Annotated in this window: 19 protein-coding genes; 13 read left to right on the top strand and 6 right to left on the bottom strand. The window is 56.5% G+C overall.

What is annotated here, in order from left to right; genetic code table 11:
* Window positions 1–40 precede the first annotated feature (40 nt).
* Window positions 41–1,249 carry a phage integrase central domain-containing protein gene (locus KP699_RS00355; RefSeq protein WP_215761241.1) on the bottom strand — a complete coding sequence of 403 codons (1,209 nt, stop codon included), beginning with the start codon at window positions 1,247–1,249 and terminating at the stop codon, window positions 41–43.
* 537 nt (window positions 1,250–1,786) lie between these two features.
* On the opposite strand from KP699_RS00355, the gene KP699_RS00350 reads away from it, so the two are divergent.
* From KP699_RS00350 to KP699_RS00340, 3 genes are read left to right on the top strand one after another with little or no spacing between them, the layout of a single operon-like run.
* Window positions 1,787–1,990 (top strand): hypothetical protein, encoded by a 204-nt coding sequence (locus KP699_RS00350; RefSeq protein WP_035374330.1) that lies wholly within the window; start codon window positions 1,787–1,789, stop codon window positions 1,988–1,990.
* 20 nt (window positions 1,991–2,010) lie between these two features.
* Window positions 2,011–3,252 (top strand): multidrug effflux MFS transporter, encoded by a 1,242-nt coding sequence (locus KP699_RS00345; RefSeq protein WP_215761239.1) that lies wholly within the window; start codon window positions 2,011–2,013, stop codon window positions 3,250–3,252.
* Window positions 3,253–3,280: 28 nt separating this feature from the next.
* Entirely contained in the window at window positions 3,281–4,720 is a 1,440-nt protein-coding gene (locus tag KP699_RS00340; protein WP_215761238.1) for an amidohydrolase family protein, read from the top strand.
* A 7-nt stretch (window positions 4,721–4,727) separates the two neighbouring features.
* Here KP699_RS00340 and KP699_RS00335 read toward each other — a convergent pair whose 3' ends face one another.
* From KP699_RS00335 to KP699_RS00320, 4 genes are all read right to left on the bottom strand, one after another.
* Window positions 4,728–5,132, bottom strand: coding sequence for a hypothetical protein (locus tag KP699_RS00335; protein ID WP_308164717.1), 405 nt, complete (start codon window positions 5,130–5,132; stop codon window positions 4,728–4,730).
* Between the two features lie 37 nt (window positions 5,133–5,169).
* Entirely contained in the window at window positions 5,170–5,364 is a 195-nt protein-coding gene (locus tag KP699_RS00330) for a Trm112 family protein (protein ID WP_035374327.1), read from the bottom strand.
* Between the two features lie 22 nt (window positions 5,365–5,386).
* Entirely contained in the window at window positions 5,387–6,025 is a 639-nt protein-coding gene (locus KP699_RS00325) for an LON peptidase substrate-binding domain-containing protein (protein ID WP_237388907.1), read from the bottom strand.
* Window positions 6,026–6,099: 74 nt separating this feature from the next.
* Entirely contained in the window at window positions 6,100–7,089 is a 990-nt protein-coding gene (locus KP699_RS00320; RefSeq protein WP_215761236.1) for a tetratricopeptide repeat protein, read from the bottom strand.
* A gap of 223 nt (window positions 7,090–7,312) precedes the next feature.
* Here KP699_RS00320 and uvrA point away from each other — a divergent pair, with 223 nt between their 5' ends.
* The 3 genes from uvrA to KP699_RS00305 all read left to right on the top strand — a co-directional run bounded on the left by uvrA (window position 7,313) and on the right by KP699_RS00305 (window position 12,515).
* Entirely contained in the window at window positions 7,313–10,204 is a 2,892-nt protein-coding gene (uvrA, locus tag KP699_RS00315; RefSeq protein WP_212362878.1) for an excinuclease ABC subunit UvrA, read from the top strand.
* Window positions 10,205–10,261: 57 nt separating this feature from the next.
* Window positions 10,262–11,071, top strand: a complete 810-nt coding sequence (locus KP699_RS00310; RefSeq protein WP_215761496.1) for a creatininase family protein — start codon at window positions 10,262–10,264, stop codon at window positions 11,069–11,071.
* Between the two features lie 157 nt (window positions 11,072–11,228).
* A complete protein-coding gene (locus KP699_RS00305; protein ID WP_212355177.1) occupies window positions 11,229–12,515 on the top strand; it encodes a YncE family protein in 1,287 nt (428 codons plus the stop codon).
* Between the two features lie 91 nt (window positions 12,516–12,606).
* On the opposite strand, the gene aldA is transcribed toward KP699_RS00305, so the two are convergent.
* Entirely contained in the window at window positions 12,607–14,067 is a 1,461-nt protein-coding gene (gene aldA / locus KP699_RS00300) for an aldehyde dehydrogenase (RefSeq protein WP_215761235.1), read from the bottom strand.
* Window positions 14,068–14,239: 172 nt separating this feature from the next.
* On the opposite strand from aldA, the gene KP699_RS00295 reads away from it, so the two are divergent.
* The 7 genes from KP699_RS00295 (at window position 14,240) to rimI (ending at window position 21,264) form a co-directional block, all read left to right on the top strand.
* A complete protein-coding gene (locus KP699_RS00295; RefSeq protein WP_215761232.1) occupies window positions 14,240–15,109 on the top strand; it encodes a LysR family transcriptional regulator in 870 nt (289 codons plus the stop codon).
* 360 nt (window positions 15,110–15,469) lie between these two features.
* Window positions 15,470–17,365: a M61 family metallopeptidase gene (locus tag KP699_RS00290; RefSeq protein WP_252346728.1), complete on the top strand. Its 1,896-nt coding sequence runs from the start codon at window positions 15,470–15,472 to the stop codon at window positions 17,363–17,365.
* Window positions 17,366–17,431: 66 nt separating this feature from the next.
* Window positions 17,432–18,676, top strand: coding sequence for a DUF2075 domain-containing protein (locus KP699_RS00285; protein ID WP_215761230.1), 1,245 nt, complete (start codon window positions 17,432–17,434; stop codon window positions 18,674–18,676).
* A 181-nt stretch (window positions 18,677–18,857) separates the two neighbouring features.
* The gene (locus KP699_RS00280) at window positions 18,858–19,421 is read left to right on the top strand and encodes a NifU family protein (protein ID WP_077930770.1); all 564 of its coding nucleotides are present in this window, start codon (window positions 18,858–18,860) and stop codon (window positions 19,419–19,421) included.
* 99 nt (window positions 19,422–19,520) lie between these two features.
* Entirely contained in the window at window positions 19,521–20,102 is a 582-nt protein-coding gene (locus KP699_RS00275; protein WP_025828031.1) for a malonic semialdehyde reductase, read from the top strand.
* A gap of 62 nt (window positions 20,103–20,164) precedes the next feature.
* A complete protein-coding gene (gene tsaB / locus KP699_RS00270; RefSeq protein ID WP_215761494.1) occupies window positions 20,165–20,800 on the top strand; it encodes a tRNA (adenosine(37)-N6)-threonylcarbamoyltransferase complex dimerization subunit type 1 TsaB in 636 nt (211 codons plus the stop codon).
* A complete protein-coding gene (gene rimI / locus KP699_RS00265) occupies window positions 20,797–21,264 on the top strand; it encodes a ribosomal protein S18-alanine N-acetyltransferase (protein WP_252346707.1) in 468 nt (155 codons plus the stop codon). The genes tsaB and rimI overlap by 4 nt, the downstream gene beginning before the upstream one ends.
* The last annotated feature ends 69 nt before the right edge of the window (window positions 21,265–21,333 follow it).

Raw genomic sequence — 21,333 nt, 5'->3', positions numbered from 1 at the left:
CACCGGACACTTACAGATATTGTATATGCCACGCTGTGCGTCAAGGCGGAGAAGATGACAGTTTGTTACACCATTCAGTCATCATCTCCCGCCGCTTATCGAACAGATCCCCACGCCGATAGGCAGCTTCCACCTTATCACTGATGGTGTGTGCCAGCGCCATCTCGGCTACTTCCCGCGGATAATCAGTCTCTTCTGCAGCCCAATCGCGGAAGGTGGAACGCAGGCCATGGACGGTCACGTCTTTCGTGCCGGCCGCATTGTGAAGGGCTTTGGACAGCGCCACGTCTGACAGCGGCCTGCCACGCTTCCCGCCGGGGAAGATCAAGTCTCCCGCTAATCGGTCACGGAACGGCAGAACTTCCTGCAGCACGGCCATTGCTCCTGCGGATAACGGCACGCGGTGTTCTTTCCCGGCCTTCATCTTGTGCGCAGGGATGGTCCAAGTCTGGACCATCATATCAATTTCAGACCAGACGGCATTCCGGACTTCGCCAGACCGGGCTGCGGTCAGGCAGGCAAATCTTACGGCCTTGGGGGAGATGCCCTCGGCCTCGACCAATGTGCTCATGACCTTGCCAATGTCCTTCCGGTCCACGGCTGGGTAGTGCCGTACCTTCATGACAGCCGATGGCTTGGGAAGGATGTTGGCCAGATGCCCACGCCAGCGGGCCGGGTTCTCGCCGTCTCGCCAGCCATGGGTGCGGGCATAATCCAGAATCCGTTCGATCCGGCCGCGCATCCTGTCGGCGGTCTCTGTCGTCGTTTCCCAGATAGGGCGCAGGACTGCCAGCACGTCATCCGTTTCCACCTCAGCAACGGGCTTCTTACCGATGGCAGGGAACACCAGCCGTTCCAGAGAGCTGGTCCACACGGTCGCAGACCGGTCGCCTCGCCAGCCCGGCGCCATCTCCTTTACATAGCGCATGGCAATCTCAGAGAAGGTCAGGCCGGACTCTTTCCGGCGCAAGGCTTTCACTTTTTTGCGCTCTTCAATGGGGTCGAGGCCGTCTGAAAGCTGATGTCGTGCTTCAGCCGCTCTTCGCCGTACCTCCACCAAACTCAGGTCATGGACAGAGCCCAGCCCCATCTCTCTTCGGGAACCGGAAATGGGGCTGGTGAACCGAAAAAACCATGACTTTGCAGAGGCTTGCGCGACGAGCCATAGGCCACCACCATCGCAGAGTGAACCATTCTTCAAGGCGCTGACCTGCCTTGCTGTAAGCTGATGTGGTGAAACCCGACTCATAACCGGAGAACCCCTCTTCGGACCCCTCTTAAAAACAGCGCTGCACAGAGTCGCACAGACACAGTGGGAGACACTTGGACCTCTAATATATTGATATGATACAACATATTAAAGACAGAGAGAACCAGTCAGACACAGAAAATTGGTGGAGATTGGCTCCACCAGTTTCCGCTTTTTTGCTTTTTCCGCTATAATATATTTTCAAACGCTCACGTTGTAAGCGTTTTTAAAGCAGGCAGTTTGGGATAATCCCGCGTAGGGTCTATCCGATCTTCACGCTGCAATCCTCCCTCTTCGCAAAAATTGATAATGCCTCTTCCCAGAAGCCCGGCGCTTAATGCCCAGCTCTCTCGGAGTGTGGGTTTTCTGAAGCAGATAAGGTTTTTTCCTGACTCTGTTCGGTGCTGCTTAGTCTCTGGCTGCCTAAAATGTTTCTGAGCATTCCGGGCTTTCTACTGTAAGCACAACACGTCTCTGATGATGTGTCAGCCCCTCCGGAGGCTGACACAGACCGGAGAGTGGCCGCAGGAGGGACATATGGCAGACCAGAACTGGACAGAAGAAAGCCCGGAGGATGCTGAGGCAGATGCCCGGGCAGACCGGATTTTTCAGCAAACCGGCATTGCCGAGCCCGCTGAGCCAAAAGGCAGTTTTCTGCTAACGGTTCTCCTGCCTGTTCTGATAGCAGGGGCTCTTCTGATTGGTGGCCTCTGGATGTTTTCTGGCTGGCTTGGACTCTAACAGGCTGGGACATTCAGACTATGCCGCGCTTTTCTCCTGCCCCGTTTGTGCCGGGAACCGGCTTTACACCCTGGCTGATTGTGTTGCTGGGGCTGGTAACCGCCATCGGGCCGGTGGCAACGGATATGTATCTTCCCGCCTTTCCGGAGGTGGAGCACGATCTTGGGGGCGGCAAAGGCTCAGCCCAGTTTACGCTGGGGGCCTGGTTTTTAGGGCTGGCCATCGGGCAGTTTTCTCAGGGGCCGCTGTCTGACAGATTTGGCCGCCGTGTGCCGCTTATGCTTGGCCTGCTGGTGTTTGCCATTGCCTCCGCTGGCTGCGCGATGGTGCAGGATTATCATCTGTTTTGCCTGTGTCGCTTTGTGGCGGCCGTTGGCGGGTCGGCCAGCGCCGTGATTCCGCGCGCCATTGTGCGTGATGTGGCGACAGGCAAAAAAGGTGCGAAGCTGATGTCTCAGCTCACACTGGTTTTTGGTGTTATGCCCGTTCTGGCCCCCAGTCTGGGCAGTCTTGTTCTGCAGTTTGGCAACTGGCGGTGGATCTTCTGGATCGGCACGCTCTATGCGCTGGCAGCCATTGTCGGCCTGCTCTGCTCTCTGCCGGATACGTTGCAGCCAGAACGCCGGGTTGCGTTTTCCCCCATCAAAATTCTGACGCGCTATATTACCATCAGTCAGGAGCCGGTGTTCCTGTCCAACGCGCTGATCGCCACATTTTCAACCTTTGTGATGTTTGCTTATCTGGGCAGTGCTCCTGTGCTGTTTGAGCAGGTGCTGCATTTCACGCCCGGTCAGTTCGGGGCGTTTTTCGGGGTGAATGCGGCGGCTTTCATTCTGGGAACGCAGATCAACGGTCGCCTTGTGCATCGGGTTGCCATGCCGGTGCTGCTGGAAGGGGCTTTACTCTGGGCAATTGTTGCCGGAGGACTGTTCACGGTGCTGGCTTTGTGCGGGGTTGCCGGGGAGCATCACGCTCTTCTGACCTGCACGCTGATTGCCAGCATTACCGGCGCGCTGGGCTTTATCGGGCCGAATGCGACTGTGATGTCCTTCTATCATCATGGCCAGCATGCAGGCAGCGCGTCTGCCCTGCTGGGAACCATGCAGTTTGGAATTGGTTCATTGAGTAGTGTTCTGGTGGGTTTGCTGCCCGGTGGCAGCGCAATACCAACCGCCATTGGCATGATGGTGGGGATTCTTGGAATGGCCGGTGCGGACCTCATGCGGCGACATGCCCCCGAAATTGGCGCCGACGAGGACTAAGCACCGTTCGACAGAAAAGGACGGGTCTATGGGGTGGCGTTCAGAGGAAAAGCAGGCAGGCCAGGGGTTTTCCCGCCTGCTGCTGGCTGGTGTTGCGGCCAGCGTAATTGGTCTTGGAGGCACGGCAGGGTCTGCAAGGGCGCAGCAGGCACAGGCCTCTTCTCCTGTTGTGCTGGAGCATGTGCGTCTGTTTGATGGCACGGGTGCTGCAGAACAGGATGATATGGCGGTGCTGATGCAGGGCTCCCGTATTGTTTCCGTGGGGCATACGGGCAAGCTGGCCGTGCCGAAGGGCGCAAAGCGGATTGATCTTTCCGGTAAAACGCTGATCCCCGGTCTGATCAGTAACCACAGCCATGTGGGCGTTGTTTCAGGCACCTCCGTCGGGTCTCAAAACTTTACAGCACCCGTTATCCAGGGAGCGCTGGACCAGTATGAACGCTATGGCGTGACGACTGTCACCGCCCTTGGTCTGACAAAATCTCCTCTTTTTGATGATCTCCGGCAGGCCCAGCATGCGGATGGTTCGACCGGGGCGGATTTATTTGGGGTTGATCAGGGGATTGGGGTGCCCGGAGGAATGCCGCCGGAGGGCATGGTCAAGGTCGGGAAAGATCAGATTTTCCGCCCTGCTACCGTGGCTGAGGCACAGCAGGCTGTGCAGACCATGGCACGGGAGCACACGGACCTTGTGAAGCTCTGGGTGGATGATTTCCGCAACGGAGTAGCCAGCCAGAAGCCCCTGCCTGTTATGAAGCCGGAAATCTGGCAGGCTGTTATCAATGAAGCCCATAGCCAGCATCTGCGTGTGGCCGTGCATATTCATGATCTGGATTACGGCAAGCGGCTTGTAGCCGCCGGGGCAGACATTATTGCGCACGGTGTGCGGGATGAGCCGGTGGACGGCACGTTTATTACCGCTCTGAAAGACCGGGGCGTGTGGTATATTCCCACAATCAGTCTGGATGAAGCGACATACCTGTTTGCTGAGCAGCCTGAAATCCTGAATGATCCGGTTCTGAAGGCTGGCCTGAGTGCGGACCTGCAAAAACAGTTTTCGGACCCGGCATGGCGACAGAGAACGGCGTCCTCTCCTCTGGCGAAGGCCTCACACGCGGCTGTGGCGATGAACCAGAAAAACCTGCTCACACTGTATAAAGCCGGGGTGAAGATTGGCTTTGGCACGGATTCCGGCGCGGCTCCGGTAAGGATTCCCGGCTTTGCGGAACACCGGGAGCTGAGGCTGCTGGTGCAGGCCGGGCTGACGCCTCTTCAGGCGCTGACACTGGCGACAAGTCAGGCCGCCGCCTTGCTGAACCTGTCTGACCGTGGGGTGATTGCTCCCGGCAAGCGGGCAGACTTTGTGGTACTGGAGGCAGATCCTGCGGACAATATTGCGGCTGTTGACCAGATTGCCGCGGTCTGGCGCGGTGGTGTGCGGGCAGCCGGGCCTCTGGTGCCGCGCTGAAGCAGGCTTAGTGCGACTGCGGGGCCGATGACGGCTGTTGTTGTTCCCGCTTGCCGTAAATAGCCTGTGTTTCCGGGATAACGCTGTGGCCGTCCCCTGCCTGGAGCGGGCCGGTTGCAGCATCGGAGGGAGCCAGAGGCTCGTACCGGTCGGTCGGCTGGGCTTTATCGGGGTTCTGGCCGTTATTGCGCGCCATATCTTCTCGCCGTTCCTGCTCCCGCGCCGCGCGGGCTTCTGCCGGAGCGGCCTCAGGCAGGAAACGGCCCGGCCGTTCTGGAGGAAGGTCGATATTATCGCCTTCAATCTCAACATGGCATCCGGCCAGAAGGGGGGCCGCCAGAACGAGCGCCCCCAGCTCCAGCATGAGGCGTGGAGCGGATCTGGTTCTGAGCAGAGGGGCGCAGCGTTTCACGGCAGAGCGTTATCCAGCCTTGAGGATATTAAAAAACTCAGCCTTCGAGGGGGCGGGCTTCTTCCGGCAGCATGACAGGAATGCCATCCCGGATGGGGAAGGCCAGTTTAGCCTGTGCGCTGATCAGCTCATTGGTGGTGGCATCATAGGTCAGCGGGCCTTTTGTCACCGGACAGACCAGAATGGAGAGGAGCCGCTGGTCAAGCGGAGGAGAAATTTCAGCACCAGACATGAGTCATACCCATAAAAATGATTCAGGAAGGCGGACCTTCCTCTTCAGGACCAGACAGGTCTAGCAGCATTTGCAGCACACGCACACGCTCTGTCAGGCTACCTGCATCCAGCAATGCCTGTTTTTCCGCCGGAGGAAAAGGACAGATCATGGGAAGGGTGACCAGCAGGGCGTCATCCTCCATCTGTTCAATAACAGACCAGCGGGCTGTCAGCCCTTTCTGGCGAAAATACTGGCGCAGAGAGTTGAACAGTTTGTCACGGTCAAAAGGCTCAGACGGAATTTCGCTCAGATCACCCACAAAGGATGAGACATCAATCCGTGCCTGACGGTACCCTCTGTGCAGGCCTGTCTCCCGCAGCACCCGGAACCGGGCCACGCCGCTTAGGGTTACGGCAAAGGTGCCGTCCGCCCGTTCGGTGAATGAGGTTATGCGGCCCAGACAGCCAACGGAATAAAGAGGCGGGGCTTTATTGTCCTCTTCTTCATCCTCTTCCTTCCATAAAGGCTGAATCATGCCGATCAGCCGCCGGGAGGCCAGAGCATCTTCCACCAGTGCCACATAACGCGGTTCAAACACGTTCAGCGGCAGCTTGCCCCGTGGCAGCAGCAGAACGCCGCTGAGGGGAAACAGGCCGATTTCCGCAGGGATATCGGCCATAGTCAGGTCTGAAACTCTGGGAACGTGACGCAGAATTTCTTCGTCAGGAAAGAAAGAGGCCAAGAGGAACCGTGTCAGGAAAACAGGAGGGAAGACAGCCGGCGGCGGGCGGCCAGTGTCGCGGGGTCATCATGGCCCCAGGCTTCAAAAAAGCGGAAAAGCTGCTGTTTGGCGGCACCCTCATTCCAGTTCGGGTCTGCTTTGATGATGGAGAGCAGTTCATCCGCGGCTTCTTCCCGCTTGCCAGCCACATTCAGGCCTGTCGCGAGTTCGCAGCGGGCGGCGTGATCCTGCGGGTTGGCGGCAAGGCGGGCGCGGACCTCTTCCATTTCCTGCGCGGCCTTGCGGCCTTCCTTTTTGAGTTCCAGAGCTGCGCGTGCGCCTGCAACCTCGGGTGTATCGCGGATTTTTTCCGGCACGTCGGCAAGGGCGGCGTCGGCAGCTTCTTCATCATCCAGAGCCAGCATGGCGCGGATCAGGCCGCCCCATGCTTTCGGGTTTTCCGGTTCTTCACCCAGAACGCCGGAGAACAGCTCCGCAGCGTGCGCAGGCTGGTTGGTCTCCATCGCCACAGTGGCTTCCTGCAACAGCTCCGTTGCGGGCAGCGTACCGCCACCGGCGGCCTTCAGCACGCCTTCCACAAATTTCTTGATCTCGCTTTCCGGCAGAGCGCCCTGAAACAGGTCCAGAATCTGACCTTTCCAGAAGACCGCGACCATCGGGATGGATTGCAGCGGCAGGCCGATCTGCGTGAGCTGGGCGGCCAGCGCGCGGTTGGCTTCAATGTCAATTTTAACAAGGCGTACCTTGCCACGGGCCGCGGTCACAACCTTTTCCAGCACCGGAGCAAGCTGCTTGCACGGGCCACACCAGTCCGCCCAGAAATCGACCAGAACAGGGATGGACCGGCTGGCTTCAATCACATCCTGCATGAAGGTGGCCTGTGTGCCATCCGTAATCAGCGGAGCTGAGGCCTGAGGCGTGGCGGTCTGCCCCTGTGCCAGCGGGTCCTGCATCAGGCTGCCGGAAGCCTGAGGGGCTTGCTGGCCAATAATATGGTCCATCTGGTGTTCATCCTTGCTCAAAACGACGGGGTGGCGCGGGGTCCATCCGGCGGCGCAAACCGCATTAGCTTTCTAAATGGTGAATCCTTTGCCCCGGTGCAATGGGAATTGGCGAGAGACATCCCATATCAGCATGGAAGACGTGCCGGGCGGCCATTCCCTGATTGCATGAAGGGCGGCAAAGGCGGCATACTGGACAAAACAGGAACGGCAGCGGTATTTTATGGACAATCCATCTTTTCCCAGTGCTCAGAAACTCAGTGTGCGCGGGGCACGGGCGCACAACCTCAAAAATGTTGATATCGATATTCCACGGGATTGTCTGACGGTTGTGACCGGGCTTTCCGGCTCCGGGAAATCGTCACTGGCGTTTGATACGATCTACGCCGAAGGTCAGCGCCGTTATGTGGAAAGCCTCTCCGCTTACGCCCGCCAGTTTCTGGAACTGATGGGCAAGCCGGATGTGGATTCCATAGAAGGGCTTTCCCCCGCGATTTCCATTGAACAGAAAACCACGTCCAAAAACCCCCGCTCCACCGTGGGGACCGTGACGGAAATTTACGACTATATGCGTCTGCTCTGGGCGCGGGCCGGGGTGCCGTACTCTCCAGCCACGGGTTTGCCGATTGAAGCGCAGACCGTCAGCCAGATGGTGGACCGTGTCATGGCGCTGCCTGAAGGCACGCGCCTGCTGCTGCTCTCCCCCGTTATCCGGGACCGTAAAGGGGAATACCGGAAAGAGCTGGCGGAGTTGCAGCGCAAGGGCTTTACCCGCGTAAAGGTGGATGGGGAACTGTATGAAATTGCGGATGTCCCGGCCCTGAACCGCAAGCTACGCCATACTGTGGAAGTGGTGGTGGACCGCGTCGTTGTGAAAGAAGGGATTGAAACCCGTCTGGCGGACAGTTTTGAAACAGCCCTGAGCCTGTCCGATGGGATTGCCTACACGGAAGAAGTTCTGAAAGATAAAGACGCAGAGCCGGAACGTCTGGTTTTTTCTTCCCGTTTTTCCTGTCCTGTCAGCGGTTTTACGCTGGAAGAAATTGAACCGCGCCTGTTCTCCTTTAATGCGCCGCAGGGGGCGTGCCCGTCCTGTGATGGTCTGGGGTCTGAAACATTTTTCAATCCGGCTCTTGTGGTGCCGGATGTTTCAAAGTCTTTGCAGAAAGGGGCCATTGCACCCTGGAAAGATGCAAAATCCCCTTTGCTGGAACAGACACTGAAAAGTCTGGCCGCGCATTTTGGCATCAGCATGGACACCCCATGGAAAGACCTGCCGGAAGAAGCGCAGAACGGTATTCTGAACGGCGTTGAAGAGAACATAGACTTTACTTATCAGGATGGTCGGAAAAGTTACACGGTCAGCAAACCGTTTGAAGGGGTTCTGGCCAGTCTGGCCCGGCGTCTGGCCAACACGGACAGCATGTGGGTGCGTGAGGAACTCTCCCGTTACCAGTCAGAAAAGCCATGCCATGTCTGCCACGGGGCACGCCTGCGGCCAGAAGCTCTGTCTGTGCGTGTTGCGGATAAAACCATTGCTCAGGCCTGTGACCTGCCAATTGGCACGGCGCTGGAGTGGTTTGAGACTGTCATGCCAACGCTCACACCCCAAAAAGCTGAGATTGCACGGCGTATTTTACGGGAAATTCAGGAACGTCTGACGTTTCTGGATGATGTCGGGCTGGACTATCTGACCCTCTCCCGCAGTTCCGCCACGTTGTCGGGTGGTGAAAGCCAGCGTATCCGGCTGGCCAGTCAGATTGGCTCCGGGCTGACCGGGGTTCTCTATGTGCTGGATGAACCTTCGATTGGTCTGCATCAGCGCGATAATGAGCGACTGCTTGGAACGCTGGAGCGTTTGAAAAAGCTCGGAAATACTCTGATTGTTGTTGAGCATGATGAAGATGCAATCCGCAGTGCGGACTGGCTTGTGGATATGGGGCCGGGAGCGGGTGTGAACGGTGGCACCGTGATTGCCGCAGGCACACCAGAAGAAGTTGCCAAGGTGCCGGAAAGCCTGACAGGCGCTTATCTGTCCGGGCGTAAGAGGATTCCGGTGCCGGAGCACAGACGGCCGTATGACAAGAAAAAAGTTCTGACGGTAGAAGGCGCCACCGGGCATAACCTGAAAAACGTCACGGCCCATTTTCCTCTGGGCACGTTTACCTGCGTAACAGGGGTTTCCGGCAGTGGGAAATCCACGCTGGTTATTGATACGCTTTATAAAGCCCTGTCCCGCCAGTTGATGGGGTCTTCCCAGACGCCGGAAGCGTATAAAAACATTAAAGGGATTGAGCTGCTCGATAAGATTATTGATATCGATCAGTCTCCCATTGGCCGTACACCCCGCTCTAACCCGGCAACCTATACAGACCTGTTTACTCCTATCCGTGACTGGTTTGCAGAACTGCCGGAAAGCAAGGCGCGGGGTTACAAGCCGGGCCGGTTCTCGTTCAACGTAAAGGGTGGGCGGTGCGAGGCGTGTCAGGGGGATGGTGTTCTCAAAATCGAGATGCACTTTCTGCCGGATGTGTTTGTCACCTGCGATACCTGCAAGGGCACGCGCTATAACCGCGAGACGCTGGATATCAAATTCCGCGGAAAATCCATTGCCGATGTGCTGGCAATGAGCGTGGATGAAGCCCTGCCCTATTTTTCTGCACAGACCCGTATCCGGGACAGACTGGCCATTCTGCAAAAAGTCGGTCTGGGCTATGTCGCTCTGGGCCAGCAGGCAACCACCCTTTCGGGTGGGGAGGCTCAGCGTGTCAAACTCTCGAAGGAACTGGCACGCCGGGCAACAGGCCGGACAGTGTATATTCTGGATGAGCCGACAACCGGGCTGCATACGGAAGATGTGCGTAAACTTCTGGAAGTTCTGCATGCGCTGGTGGATCAGGGTAATACCGTGATTGTCATTGAACATAATCTGGAAGTGATCAAAACCGCCGACTGGATTGTGGATGTTGGGCCGGAGGGTGGCGATGGCGGTGGCCGCATTGTTGCGGAAGGCACGCCGGAAGATATTGTGGCCTGCAAGGAAAGCTATACCGGCCAGTTTCTTGCTCCGCTGCTGGCTCCCGCTCCGGCTAAAACCAGAAAAAAGAAGAAATAAGCTGTGCCTGTAAAAAACAAAAAAAATAAGATTTTCCAGTGTGTTGTGCCGGGGCTTATGCTGGGGGCAGCCCTGCTGTCCTCACCGGTATCTGCGCAGACTGTGGAACAGGGCGCGCAGTCAGGCAGTACGGCAAATTCTGTTCTGTTTGAAAAACACACATGGACGGAAATTCAATCCGGTGTTGCGGCGGGCGTGACGACAATCATCATCCCCGTGGGGGGCACGGAGCAGAGTGGCCCCTACATTGCGGTTGGCAAGCATAATGAACGCGCTGCTTATCTTGCGGAAAAAATTGCGGAGAAAACAGGTAAAACACTGGTTGCTCCCGTTGTGGCCTATGTGCCGGAAGGCGGCACTTCACCGCGTTCTTCCCATATGCGTTTCCCCGGAACAATTACGGTTCCACCCGATGTTTTTGAAAAACTCCTTATCTCCGCGGGAGAGAGTTTTCAGGTGCAGGGCTTCCGGCTGATTGTTTTTGTGGGGGATCACGGTGGTTACCAGAAATATCTGGAAAAAGCGGCCGCCGCGCTTAATCAGAAATGGCACGGGAACGGGGCACAGGCTCTGTATGTCAGCGGGTTTTATACCGTGATCGCACACCAGTACGCTGACTGGCTGAAGCAACAGGGGTATGGCAAGGATGTGGGCCAGCATGCAGATATCAGTGACACCTCGCTGATGCTGGCGGTTGACCCTTCCATGGTGCGGCAGGATGCGTTGCATCACGCTGGCACCCCGTCCGCGCAGCAGGGAATTTATGGGGGAGACCCACGAAGGGCCTCCGCGGCTCTCGGGCAGGCTGGTCTTGGGATGCAGATCTCTGCCGCCGTGCAGGCTATTCAGGCGGCACGAGGGTTCTGAATACAAGGCCAGAAAGGTCTTTAAAAAGTCTTTAAGAATAAATCTCAATAAAGAGCGTTTCTGCACCAGAGGGGCGAAAATAGACGCCTAATCGCCCATATGCTAAAGCCTCGTTGCGTGACGATGACAGCACAAGAAAGGGATGGGCTGTAATATTATGGTAGTAAAAAGACATCTGGCAGCCGCTACGGCTGTGTTTGTCGCTTTGGGTGCAGGGGCCGGTCTGGCCGTTGCGCAGGAAGCCAGTCAGTCCCCTGTGCAGACAACCGCGCCGTCTGCTGCTCCGCAGCCCGCTCCCGCGCAGGCCCCTGTTGTGCAGGGTGCTCCCGCCCAGACGGCCGGAGCCACTGCCGCAGCACCTTCTGCTGTGCAGACCATCCCGGGCATGCCGCCGGTTATCAACCCGGCCAACCTGTATAGTGAGACCACACCGGAGCATATCAATCCGGAAGTGGCACAGGACCCGGCCCGCGTATATGTGCCGAACCTGCGCTCCAATGATGTGTCCGTGATCGACCCGGCAACATCCAAAGTGGTGGACCGCTTCCCCGTTGGGAAAAGCCCGCAGCATGTTGTGCCGTCCTGGGATCTGCGGACCTTGTGGGTGACGAACAATGCGGAAGGCACCACAAATGGCAGCCTGACCCCTATTGATGCGCGCACCGCCAAACCCGGCCCGGCCGTTGCGGTAGATGATCCCTACAACATGTATTTCACACCCGATGGCAAATCCGCCATTGTGGTGGCCGAGGCGCGTAAACGGCTGGACTTCCGTGACCCGCACACCATGGCGCTCCAGCAGTCTGTGGAAACGCCGGACTGTAAAGGCGTGAACCACGCCGATTTTTCCATTGATGGGCGCTACGCGATCTTCACTTGTGAATTTGGCGGCCATCTGGTGAAGGTCGATACCGTTAATAAAACGGTCCTTGGTTATCTGAAGCTTTCCAGTGGCGGCATGCCGCAGGATATTCTGATCTCTCCCAATGGTAAGACGTTCTACGTGGCCGATATGATGGCCGATGGCGTTTTCATGGTGGACGGCGACAGCTTTAAGGAAATTGGCTTTATCCCGACCGGGGTTGGTACACACGGCCTGTATCCCAGCCGGGATGGCACGAAGATGTATGTTGCGAACCGTGGGTCTCATAAAATTCACGGTAAACCGCACAGCAAGGCTGGCGGTGTGACGGTCATTGACTTTGCAACCAACAAGATTGTCGCTAACTGGCCGATCCCTGAGGGGGGCAGCCCGGACATGGGCAATGTAAGCGCCGATGGTAAAACCCTCTGGCTCTCTGGCCGTTTTGACGATGTTGTTTATCAGATCAACACGGAAGACGGCTCTATGAAGAAAATCCCAGTCGGTGCGGAACCGCACGGTCTGACCGTCTGGCCGCAGCCGGGCCGGTATTCCATCGGGCACACAGGTATTCTGCGCTAAGCCTGAGAGAGACCTTCCTGAATAAAAAAACCCCTTCCTTAATAGCTAAGGAAGGGGTTTTTTATTGTCGTAAGGTCGAAGGTCGTGAGTATCAGGCGTTCAGATAAATCGTCTTGGTCTGCACATAGGCTTCAAGACCGTATTTGCCATCTTCCCCGCCAAGGCCGCTGTCCTTGTAACCATGGTGGAAGCCCTGCGGCGCTTCGCCGCCTTCACGATTTACGTAAATTTCCCCAAAATTGAGATCAGAGCTGATACGCATGATGGTTTTCAGATCCTGCGTAAAGACATAGGCGGACAGGCCATAGCGGCAATCATTGGCCTGACGCAGCGCGTCTTCAAAATCCGTGACCTTTGTCAGCAGCATAACCGGGCCGAACACTTCATTCTGTATAATGTCCATCCCTTCCTTGACATTGGTCAGCAAAGTCGGGGCGTAGAAGAAGCCCTTATCATAAATCCCGCCTTTCAGGCGCTGGCCACCGGTTTCCAGATTCGCACCCTGAGAGACAGCTTTTTCAACCATGGCATGAACTTTTTCCAGTTCCTGCTCACTGACTTTTGGCCCCATATCAGTCTCTGCATCAAGCGGGTTGCCAACTTTCAGGGCCGCAATTTTCTTACTGACTAAATCAGCAAACTTTTCATAAACTGCGGCATGGACGTAGGTGCGTTCATTACTGGTGCAGACCTGCCCGCCATTGGTAAAGCGCGCCAGAACGGCGGCTGTGGCGGCCTTCTCCAGATCGGCATCCTCCATAACAATAAAGGGTGCTTTTCCCCCCAGTTCCAGCCGAACTTCTTTCAGAGTCTCAGCCGCGGCAGCCATGATTTTTTTACCCGTGGCCGTGCTGCCTGTCATGGTGATCAGCCGCACATCCGGGTGCTCCACCAGCGGGGTGCCAACGCCTTTCCCATCCCCCGGCACGACGTTCAGCACGCCAGCAGGGAAAATACCAGCCTCTCCGGCAAGGCGTGTGGCTTCCAGCGCCGCCAGCGGTGCCAGTTCGTGCGGCTTGATCACAATGGTGTTGCCAGCGGCCAGTGCGGGCCCGACCTTGCGGGCAAACAGAGCCAGCGGGAAATTCCATGCGGAAATTCCACCGATGACGCCATGCGGAATTTTCTCAATCAGGATTTTTTCTCCCGGTCGACTTCCCGGAATAATATCTCCTTCCAGTCTGCGGGTATTTTCAGCCGCAAAGCGGAGCAGTCCGGCCGCAAAGGCAACTTCTGTTTTTGCTTCTTTTAGCGGTTTGCCCATTTCACTGGTAATGAGGCTGGCGAGGTGATCTGCATTTTTTTCAATCAGCTCTTTAAAAGCATACAGCGCATCCGCGCGTTCCTCGGCGGTTTTGCGGCTCCATGCCGGAAAAGCTTCAGCGGCGGCGCCCACAGCCGTTTTGACATCCTGCTCAGCCCCGTTTGCAACGACGCCAACGATGTCTCCTGTCGCAGGGTTACGGATTTCCAGTGTTTCGCCGCCACTGGGTTTGGCCCATGCACCCTTGATAAACAGATTATAGTGCGGAGGATTTTTTGAAGACGGCATTGAAAAATCACCTTGTAAAACAGAGGAGAGCATCAGACGGTCTGCGTGCCCGTTTTGGGGGTATTGCTGTTAAAAACGTCTGTGCTGCTGATGGTTCCCATCGTTTCACAGCTTTGCGTATGATGGAAAGTGATTATAAAAGAGTAAAATACTCACTAAAAGTGATGATGTCATGTATGTTCCCAAGCTGTCTCACCTCAGATTTTTCTGCGCTATTGTTGAAGCAGGTTCCATTGCGGAGGCCGCGCGGCAAATGCATTGCGTTGCCTCAAACCTCACGATGCGGTTGAAAGAGCTTGAGGCTGATCTGGGGCAGGATCTGTTTGTGCGGGACCGTAAAAAGCTTCTGATTACGCCAGCAGGCCGCCTTTTTTATAAAGAAGCAAAAGATATTGTCTGCAGGGCCGAGCGCCTGCCAAAACTCTGGTCTGAGGGGCAGCCGCGCGGTATTCTGACTGTAGGCGCGCTGGACGTGGCCTTTCTAAGCCTGCTCCCGCGCTGTGTTCCGCATTTTATGCGTGTGTATCCGGGAATACAGCTTAATATTTTACAAAAACCAAGCTTCAGTCTTGAAGATATGCTGATAACAGAAGTGATTGATCTGGCGCTGACGGACGGACCGGTGGAAAATACCATGCTGGAGGGCACGTTTGCCTTTTCTGAAAAGCTGCATCTGGTTGTGCCCGGTCATGTAAAGAAAATTACACCGGATCTGATCGCGCAATCAGACTTCTATCTGTTTAATAAAGACTGTTTTTACAGGCGATGCGCGGAGCAGTGGCTTGAGGATAAAGGTTACCAGCCGCGCTCTGTCCTGACGCTGGAATCTTATGATCTGATCCTTGCATGCCTTAGGGCGGGAGAAGGTCTCTCCTGTATGCCGGAAAGTGTTATCCGGCAGTTTCGTGAAAGAGGTGAAACACTCAGGACCTTCAGGCTGGACGGCTCCGGCCCGACAGATGTTTATTTTGTGTGGCGCAAACATGCAAAAAACCAGAGTGTTGAAACATTTATTAAACTGGCACAGGAAACGCGGCAGTAATTCTCTCAGGCATGGCGACACGTCACCGAGAGGCGTCAGCATGAGAATGGTCTTTCGCGGGCTTTTCGCGGCGCTGCCAAAGCGCGGATGGCAGAGTGAGTGAAAGTGAGCATGCGGGAGATTTCAGGCCTCGACAGGCCTTTGTGAGAGTGCTTCAAAAGCGTAATGAAATCATGCGTGCGGCCTGTTGCCGGATGGCGTTCAGGGCGTGCCGCATCCGTTGGAGATCTGGTGATGTCATTACGAAACCGCTTTCTGTCCAGCGTCGGGCTGACAGCCCCATGCCTTGCCGTGGTCGGCCTTGCTCTTGCAGGGGCCCCACAGGGGCTGGCTGCGGATCTGTCCGCCCAGCCGCAGCCCATGCCACTCCCGCTTCCTCCTGCTGTGCCTGCTCCGCAGGATGTGCCGTTTGGCAGCACACTTTCTCTGTCAGTCGATGGCACAGACCTTGCCCGCCATATCCTGAGCATGAAGGAGACAATCCCTCTCCCCACCCGCTATGTGGAAAAAGGCGGGGATTTTGTGCTGCTCTACCCGATGTGGCTGCCGGGGAACCACTCCCCCAGCGGGACGATCAATCAGGTGGGAGACCTGACGGTAAAAGCCGATGGAAAAGTGATTCCGTGGCTGCGGGATACGGTGACTGTCAGCGCGTTCCATATTGATGTGCCGCAGGGTACAAAACAGCTTGAAGTGTCCTACCAGTTGCTGACACCTGTGTCCCCCAAAGTGGGGCGCGTGGTCATGACGGATACAATGGAGAATATCCAGTGGTCCGCAGTTTCCCTTTATCCGGCAGGCTATTTTACGCGGCAGATTATGGTGCATCCGAGCGTGGTCTTTCCGCAGGGGTGGTCTTACGGCACTGCTCTGCGGTCTGATGGCGCAGGGAGCGGCAGCAAGGTCTCCTTCCAGCCTGTGTCCTTCAACACACTGGTTGATTCCCCTATTTTTGCAGGGAAGTATTTCCGGAAGTTTGACCTGACACAGGATGATAAGGTGTCTGTCACGCTGAATGTCATGGCGGACCATCCGGAAGATCTGGCTGCGACAGAGGCACAGATTCAGGCGCATAAAAACCTTGTAAAGCAGGCAAACCTGCTTTTTGGGTCACACCATTATGCGCATTATGATTTTCTACTGGCTCTGACAACCAAGCTGGGAGGCATTGGGCTGGAACATCATCAGTCCAGTGAAAACAGCGGTCCGCGCGGGTATTTTACCCACTGGGATAAGACCTTCGGGATGCGGGATCTGCTGGCCCACGAATTTACCCATTCATGGGATGGAAAATATCGCCGTCCGGACGGGCTGTGGGCGCCGGATTTCAATACTCCGCAGCGGGGCACGGGCCTGTGGGTGTATGAAGGGCAGACGCAATACTGGGGCTATGTGCTGGCCGCGCGCGCAGGGTTGATGACGGTGCCGCAGGTCAAGGAGGCGCTGGCGGAAGTTGCGGCAACCTATGATAATCGTCAGGGCCGGCAGTGGCGTCCGCTGATTGATACAACAAATGACCCGATTATTGCCCAGCGTTCCCCACAATCCTGGAAAAGCTGGCAGCGGAGCGAGGACTACTATTCCGAAGGGCAGCTTGTCTGGCTGGATGCGGATACGCTGATCCGCAAACTTTCAGGCAATACAAAAAGCCTGAATGATTTTGCCAAAGCATTTTTTGGCACTCATAATGGAAGTATTATTACCAGTACCTATAATTTTGAAGATGTCGTCAAAACGCTGAACGCTGTGCAGTCCTATGACTGGGCAAAATTCCTGCATGACCGGCTGTACAATACCAGCACCCATGCGCCACTGGATGGGTTTACGCGCGGTGGGGCAACTGTTGTCTATACAGAAAAGCCCTCTGACTACATCAAATCTTATTCTGATCTGCGTCATGTTTCCGATTTCATGTTCTCTCTGGGGCTGACGGTAAGCAAGAAGGGCACGGTGAGTGACGTCTTGTGGGGTAGCCCGGCCTGGCAGGCCGGAATTACACGGGATCAGGACCTGCTGGCCGTCAATGGGGAGTCTTATGATCCTGAAGCCCTTCAGGATGTGATTACCAGTGCCAAAAATAAGGATGCTGCCCCGATAGAGCTGCTGTTGAAGGATGGTGACCGGTACCATACCGTGTCTGTCACATATCATGGTGGTCTGCGCTACCCGCATCTGGACGGGAACACGCAGCTTCTGGACGCGCTGCTCGCTCCCCTTGGGGCAAGCAATGCGGCCGGGTCTGCCGCCGGAAAATAATCTGATGTGTTTTGGCCGGAAGGGGAATGGAAAGCAGCCCCTTCCGGCCAGCATCAAGGAGGAGCTGTGGAAGAGGCTGATCAGACAGATTTTTATGAAAACGGCGCGGTAGAAAAACTATCCCCTGAAAAACATCTCTCGCCGGAACAGCAGGATCTGAAAAACGCTATCAAGGCATTTTGTCTGGGCCACCTGTATGATGCGCACGCGGTTTTTATTATTGAAGGTAACGCAGGAACAGGGAAAAGTATTGTCATAAATTCAATTTTTAATGAAATACAGTCTCTGTCACGCGGCGATGATAAAAATAGTCTATTCTGGAAGACGGACAATATGCTCGTTGTTAATCATCCGGAAATGATGAAGCTCTATAAAAATATTTCTGAATCTTATCCTGCTCTGAAAAAGAAAGACTTTGAGCGCCCGACAACATTCATCAACAGAATGCACAAGTCAGGTAAGAAAGCAGATATTATTTTTGTGGATGAAGCCCATCTTCTTCTGACAAAAAGTGACAAATACAACAGATTTCAACAAAATAATCATCTTGAAGAACTGATTAAACTCGCCAGAATTACGGTTCTGGTCTTTGATGAAAAGCAGGTTCTGAAATTTAAAAGTTGCTGGAGCAAGGCGCTTCTGGAAAGTCTGGTGCAGGGGCTGCCATGCCAGATTTATCATCTGAAAACGCAGTTCCGCGTGCAGGCGGAACAGGATGTGCTCGACTGGATTGACGGGTTTTGCCGGAAGAAAATTCTTCCCATGCCCCATAAACAGACATTCGATTTCAGGTTTTTTGACGATGCACAGGATCTGTACGAGGCGATCAGGCAGGAAAATGCCCGCCATGGTCTCTCCCGCATGGTGGCGACATATGACTATCCGTACACACTGAATGGGGAAGATCACTTTATCCATGAGGGCCGCTTTACCCTCCGCTGGGACCGTTCCCTGCCAGATGAAAAACTGCCATGGGCGGAGCGACCGGATACGATTGATGAAGTTGGCTCCGTGTACACTGTGCAGGGGTTTGACCTGAATTATGTGGGGCTGATTTTAGGCCCGTCCGTGTTGTATGATCAGGCAACAGACGGCATCCGGATTGAGACCAGCCGGTATGAGGATGGTGCGGCGTTTGCCGGACGGGACGGGATTCAGGACCCCGGTGGCACAAAAGAGCGTATCATGCTGAATGCGATCAATGTGCTGATGACGCGGGCTGTGCATGGTCTGTTTATTTATGCGAGCGACCCGGCCCTGAGGGCGCGGCTCATACAGATGCAAAAAAGCCGGGATGCTGCGCCGGATTGAGGTGTGAAGGGCGGAACACAGGTGGCGCATGGCTGCTCCGCAGGCATGCCTGCCTATAAAAACCCCTGTTTTTCCCGGCTGAGCGGGTTTTTTCTTGCAATACAGGACTTGTCCTGTCCGCATTGTGATGCCAACTGATGAGCCAGAGAGACCCGTAGCAGACGATCAGGATCAGGTTGCCATGTTTATTGAAACTGAAGACACCCCCAACCCCGCCACCCTGAAGTTCCTTCCCGGCCGTGCCGTGATGGGTGACGCAGGGACGATTGACTTTATTGATGCCGATGCCGTTTCTGGCCGGTCTCCGCTGGCGGATGCGCTGTTTGCACTGCCCGGCGTCTCGCGCGTGTTTCTGGGCAATGACTTTGTGTCCGTCACCAAGTCTGATTACGAAGACTGGTCAGACCTGCGCCCGCTGGTGCTGACAGCTCTGATGGACCATTTTGTGTCAGGGGCTCCGGTTGTGGCCGAAGGTGCGGGGATTACGGAAGACCCGATTGCGCCGGAAGATCAGGAGATTGTCACCCAGATCAAGGAACTGCTGGACACCCGCGTTCGCCCGGCCGTGGCCGGAGATGGGGGGGACATTGTGTTCCGTGGCTACAAGGACGGCATTGTGCGCCTGACGATGCAGGGGGCCTGTTCGGGCTGCCCGTCCTCCCGCGCTACGCTGAAGCATGGTGTGGAAAACATGCTGCGGCATTATGTGCCGGAAGTTGTGTCCGTGGAGCAGGTTGAAGGCTAAGGCCGCGCTCAGCATCTTTCCGTCTCCCGGTCTGTGACCTAAAAGGGGAGCAGATACAGGAAAGCCCCGCACAGGCGGGGCAGCGGAGGCAGGACAGAAATGCTGGATGATAGCGGGCTGGATCTTCTTTTCCAAAAGGCGCGCACGCCACGACGCTGGATGGCCCGCCCGGTGGAGCCTGCCCTGCTGCGCCGCCTGTATAGTCTGGTCAGCCTTGGGCCGACCTCCGGCAACTGTAGCCCGGCCCGGTTTGTGTTTATTACTGCATCGGAAGGCCGGGAGCGTCTGCGCCCGGCTTTGTCCGCCGGGAATGTAAACCGCGTGATGGGCGCGCCCGTCATTGCCATTGTGGCGTATGATCCCCTGTTTTTTGATGAACTGCCGCGCCTAGCGCCCAATGAGGAACTGCGTTCGTGGTTTGCGGCGGATGTAGGGCTGGCGGAAGAAACCGCTTTCCGGAACGGCACGCTGGAAGGGGCCTACATGATTACGGCCGCGCGCGCCCTTGGGCTGGATGCCCTGCCGATCTCCGGGTTTGACCAGAACATGGTGGAAGATGCTTTTCTGGCCGAGGACGGCTGGCGCGCGAACTTCCTGCTCTGTCTGGGCTATGGGGATATTGAGCAGTTGCCGCCCCGCGCTCCGCGTCTGGGGTTTGATGAAGCGTGTCGTCTGCTGTGAGTGTCGTGGCTGAGCGTATTCTGGTGCTGGACGGCAGCCCGGCAGGGGATGCCGCCGCAGGAATGGCGGCCTGTGTGACTCCTTTGTCTGAGGGCGGTTATACGGTGCTCTCCCAGACAGGTGCCGCCGGAAAACAGGCCGCGGAAGGCATTGGCCTTCTGGCCGCCTGTGCCTTGCAGCAGGCAGGCTGGGGAGCCGGACACGCGGTGCAGCCTGATCTTGTGGCAGTAGTGACAGGCCCCGGTTCCTTCACTGGTTTGCGGGCGTCCTGCGCCATGGCGGCGGGGTATGCGCTTGGGGCGGGGTGTCCGCTGGTCGGGGTGACGCGGGGAGAAGCTTTGCGCCCGGAGCTTGATGCGCAGTGCGGCAGCTCTGGCAATGTGAACGGGTGGCTGCTGGTCACGGCAGCCCGGCGCGGGCGTGTGTTTGTAGAGCGCGCGGAGGGGGTGCAGGCCGTTGCTCTTGCAGACTGGTCTGCCCTGCCGGGGCGCTGGGTGCTGGCGGGAGATGCAGCAGCGTCACTCCCGGTTGAAGATGCCGTTTTTTCTGTGCTCACACAGCCGACGGCAACCCAGATTGCGGCAGCAGCCGTTGCAAGACTGTCAGGCCAGCTTGCGCCACGGGATGCGCTGCCTTTGTATGTTGACCCACCAGAGGCCAAGCTTCCGGCCGCCGGTTTACGGTCTGCGCCGGTTTGACCCAGACAATCGTGCTACCAGTGGAGATTGTTAAGGCGCAGGCCGCTCACGGTGCGGTGCTGGCAGCCCTCCATGCCCAAAGTTTTTCTGGCGATGATGTCTGGAATGAAGCCGCTTTAAAGCAGCTTCTCCCCCTGCACGGTGTGGTGACGGGCCTTGCTCTTGTGGGGGAGCAGCCTGCAGGTTTCCTCATGATCCGCTGCGTGGCGGATGAGGCTGAAATTCTCACTCTCTGTGTAGCTCCGGCCTTCCGCAAACAAGGGATTGCGCGGCAGCTTCTGACATGGGGGGTGATGGAAGCGCAGGTGCGTGAGGCTGAACGGATGTTTCTTGAAGTCTCGGTCAGAAACGCAGCCGCACAGGCGCTTTATGCCGGAGCCGGGTTTGTGCAGGCCGGGACGCGACGCGCCTATTATCCGGATGGGTCAGACGCGAGGGTGCTGGTGCGAAACTGGGGCGTATGAGCGGTCAGGCCACACGATCTGGAAGCTGAGTTGGTGCCAGTTTTAAGACGTAAGCTGGCTATAAAGACC

The sequence above is a fragment of the Acetobacter sp. P1H12_c genome, assembly GCF_018811975.1.
Classification (GTDB): Bacteria; Pseudomonadota; Alphaproteobacteria; order Acetobacterales; family Acetobacteraceae; genus Acetobacter; species Acetobacter persici.
Note: the sequence above shows the minus strand (reverse complement) of the source record. Positions and strands in the feature narration are given on the sequence as shown.

Bases quoted from the DNA above. Each gene is read 5' to 3' on its own strand.
- uvrA (WP_212362878.1), top strand. From the start codon at position 7,313: ATGGACAATCCATCTTTTCCCAGTGCTCAGAAACTCAGTGTGCGCGGG.
- KP699_RS00330 (WP_035374327.1), bottom strand. From the start codon at position 5,364: ATGTCTGGTGCTGAAATTTCTCCTCCGCTTGACCAGCGGCTCCTCTCC.
- KP699_RS00295 (WP_215761232.1), top strand. From the start codon at position 14,240: ATGTATGTTCCCAAGCTGTCTCACCTCAGATTTTTCTGCGCTATTGTT.
- KP699_RS00310 (WP_215761496.1), top strand. From the start codon at position 10,262: ATGCTGGGGGCAGCCCTGCTGTCCTCACCGGTATCTGCGCAGACTGTG.
- tsaB (WP_215761494.1), top strand. From the start codon at position 20,165: ATGGCGGCCTGTGTGACTCCTTTGTCTGAGGGCGGTTATACGGTGCTC.
- KP699_RS00275 (WP_025828031.1), top strand. From the start codon at position 19,521: ATGCTGGATGATAGCGGGCTGGATCTTCTTTTCCAAAAGGCGCGCACG.
- KP699_RS00325 (WP_237388907.1), bottom strand. From the start codon at position 6,025: ATGGCCGATATCCCTGCGGAAATCGGCCTGTTTCCCCTCAGCGGCGTT.
- aldA (WP_215761235.1), bottom strand. From the start codon at position 14,067: ATGCCGTCTTCAAAAAATCCTCCGCACTATAATCTGTTTATCAAGGGT.
- KP699_RS00305 (WP_212355177.1), top strand. From the start codon at position 11,229: ATGGTAGTAAAAAGACATCTGGCAGCCGCTACGGCTGTGTTTGTCGCT.
- KP699_RS00355 (WP_215761241.1), bottom strand. From the start codon at position 1,249: ATGAGTCGGGTTTCACCACATCAGCTTACAGCAAGGCAGGTCAGCGCC.
- KP699_RS00320 (WP_215761236.1), bottom strand. From the start codon at position 7,089: ATGGACCATATTATTGGCCAGCAAGCCCCTCAGGCTTCCGGCAGCCTG.
- KP699_RS00340 (WP_215761238.1), top strand. From the start codon at position 3,281: ATGGGGTGGCGTTCAGAGGAAAAGCAGGCAGGCCAGGGGTTTTCCCGC.
- KP699_RS00280 (WP_077930770.1), top strand. From the start codon at position 18,858: ATGTTTATTGAAACTGAAGACACCCCCAACCCCGCCACCCTGAAGTTC.
- KP699_RS00290 (WP_252346728.1), top strand. From the start codon at position 15,470: ATGCCACTCCCGCTTCCTCCTGCTGTGCCTGCTCCGCAGGATGTGCCG.
- KP699_RS00345 (WP_215761239.1), top strand. From the start codon at position 2,011: ATGCCGCGCTTTTCTCCTGCCCCGTTTGTGCCGGGAACCGGCTTTACA.
- KP699_RS00350 (WP_035374330.1), top strand. From the start codon at position 1,787: ATGGCAGACCAGAACTGGACAGAAGAAAGCCCGGAGGATGCTGAGGCA.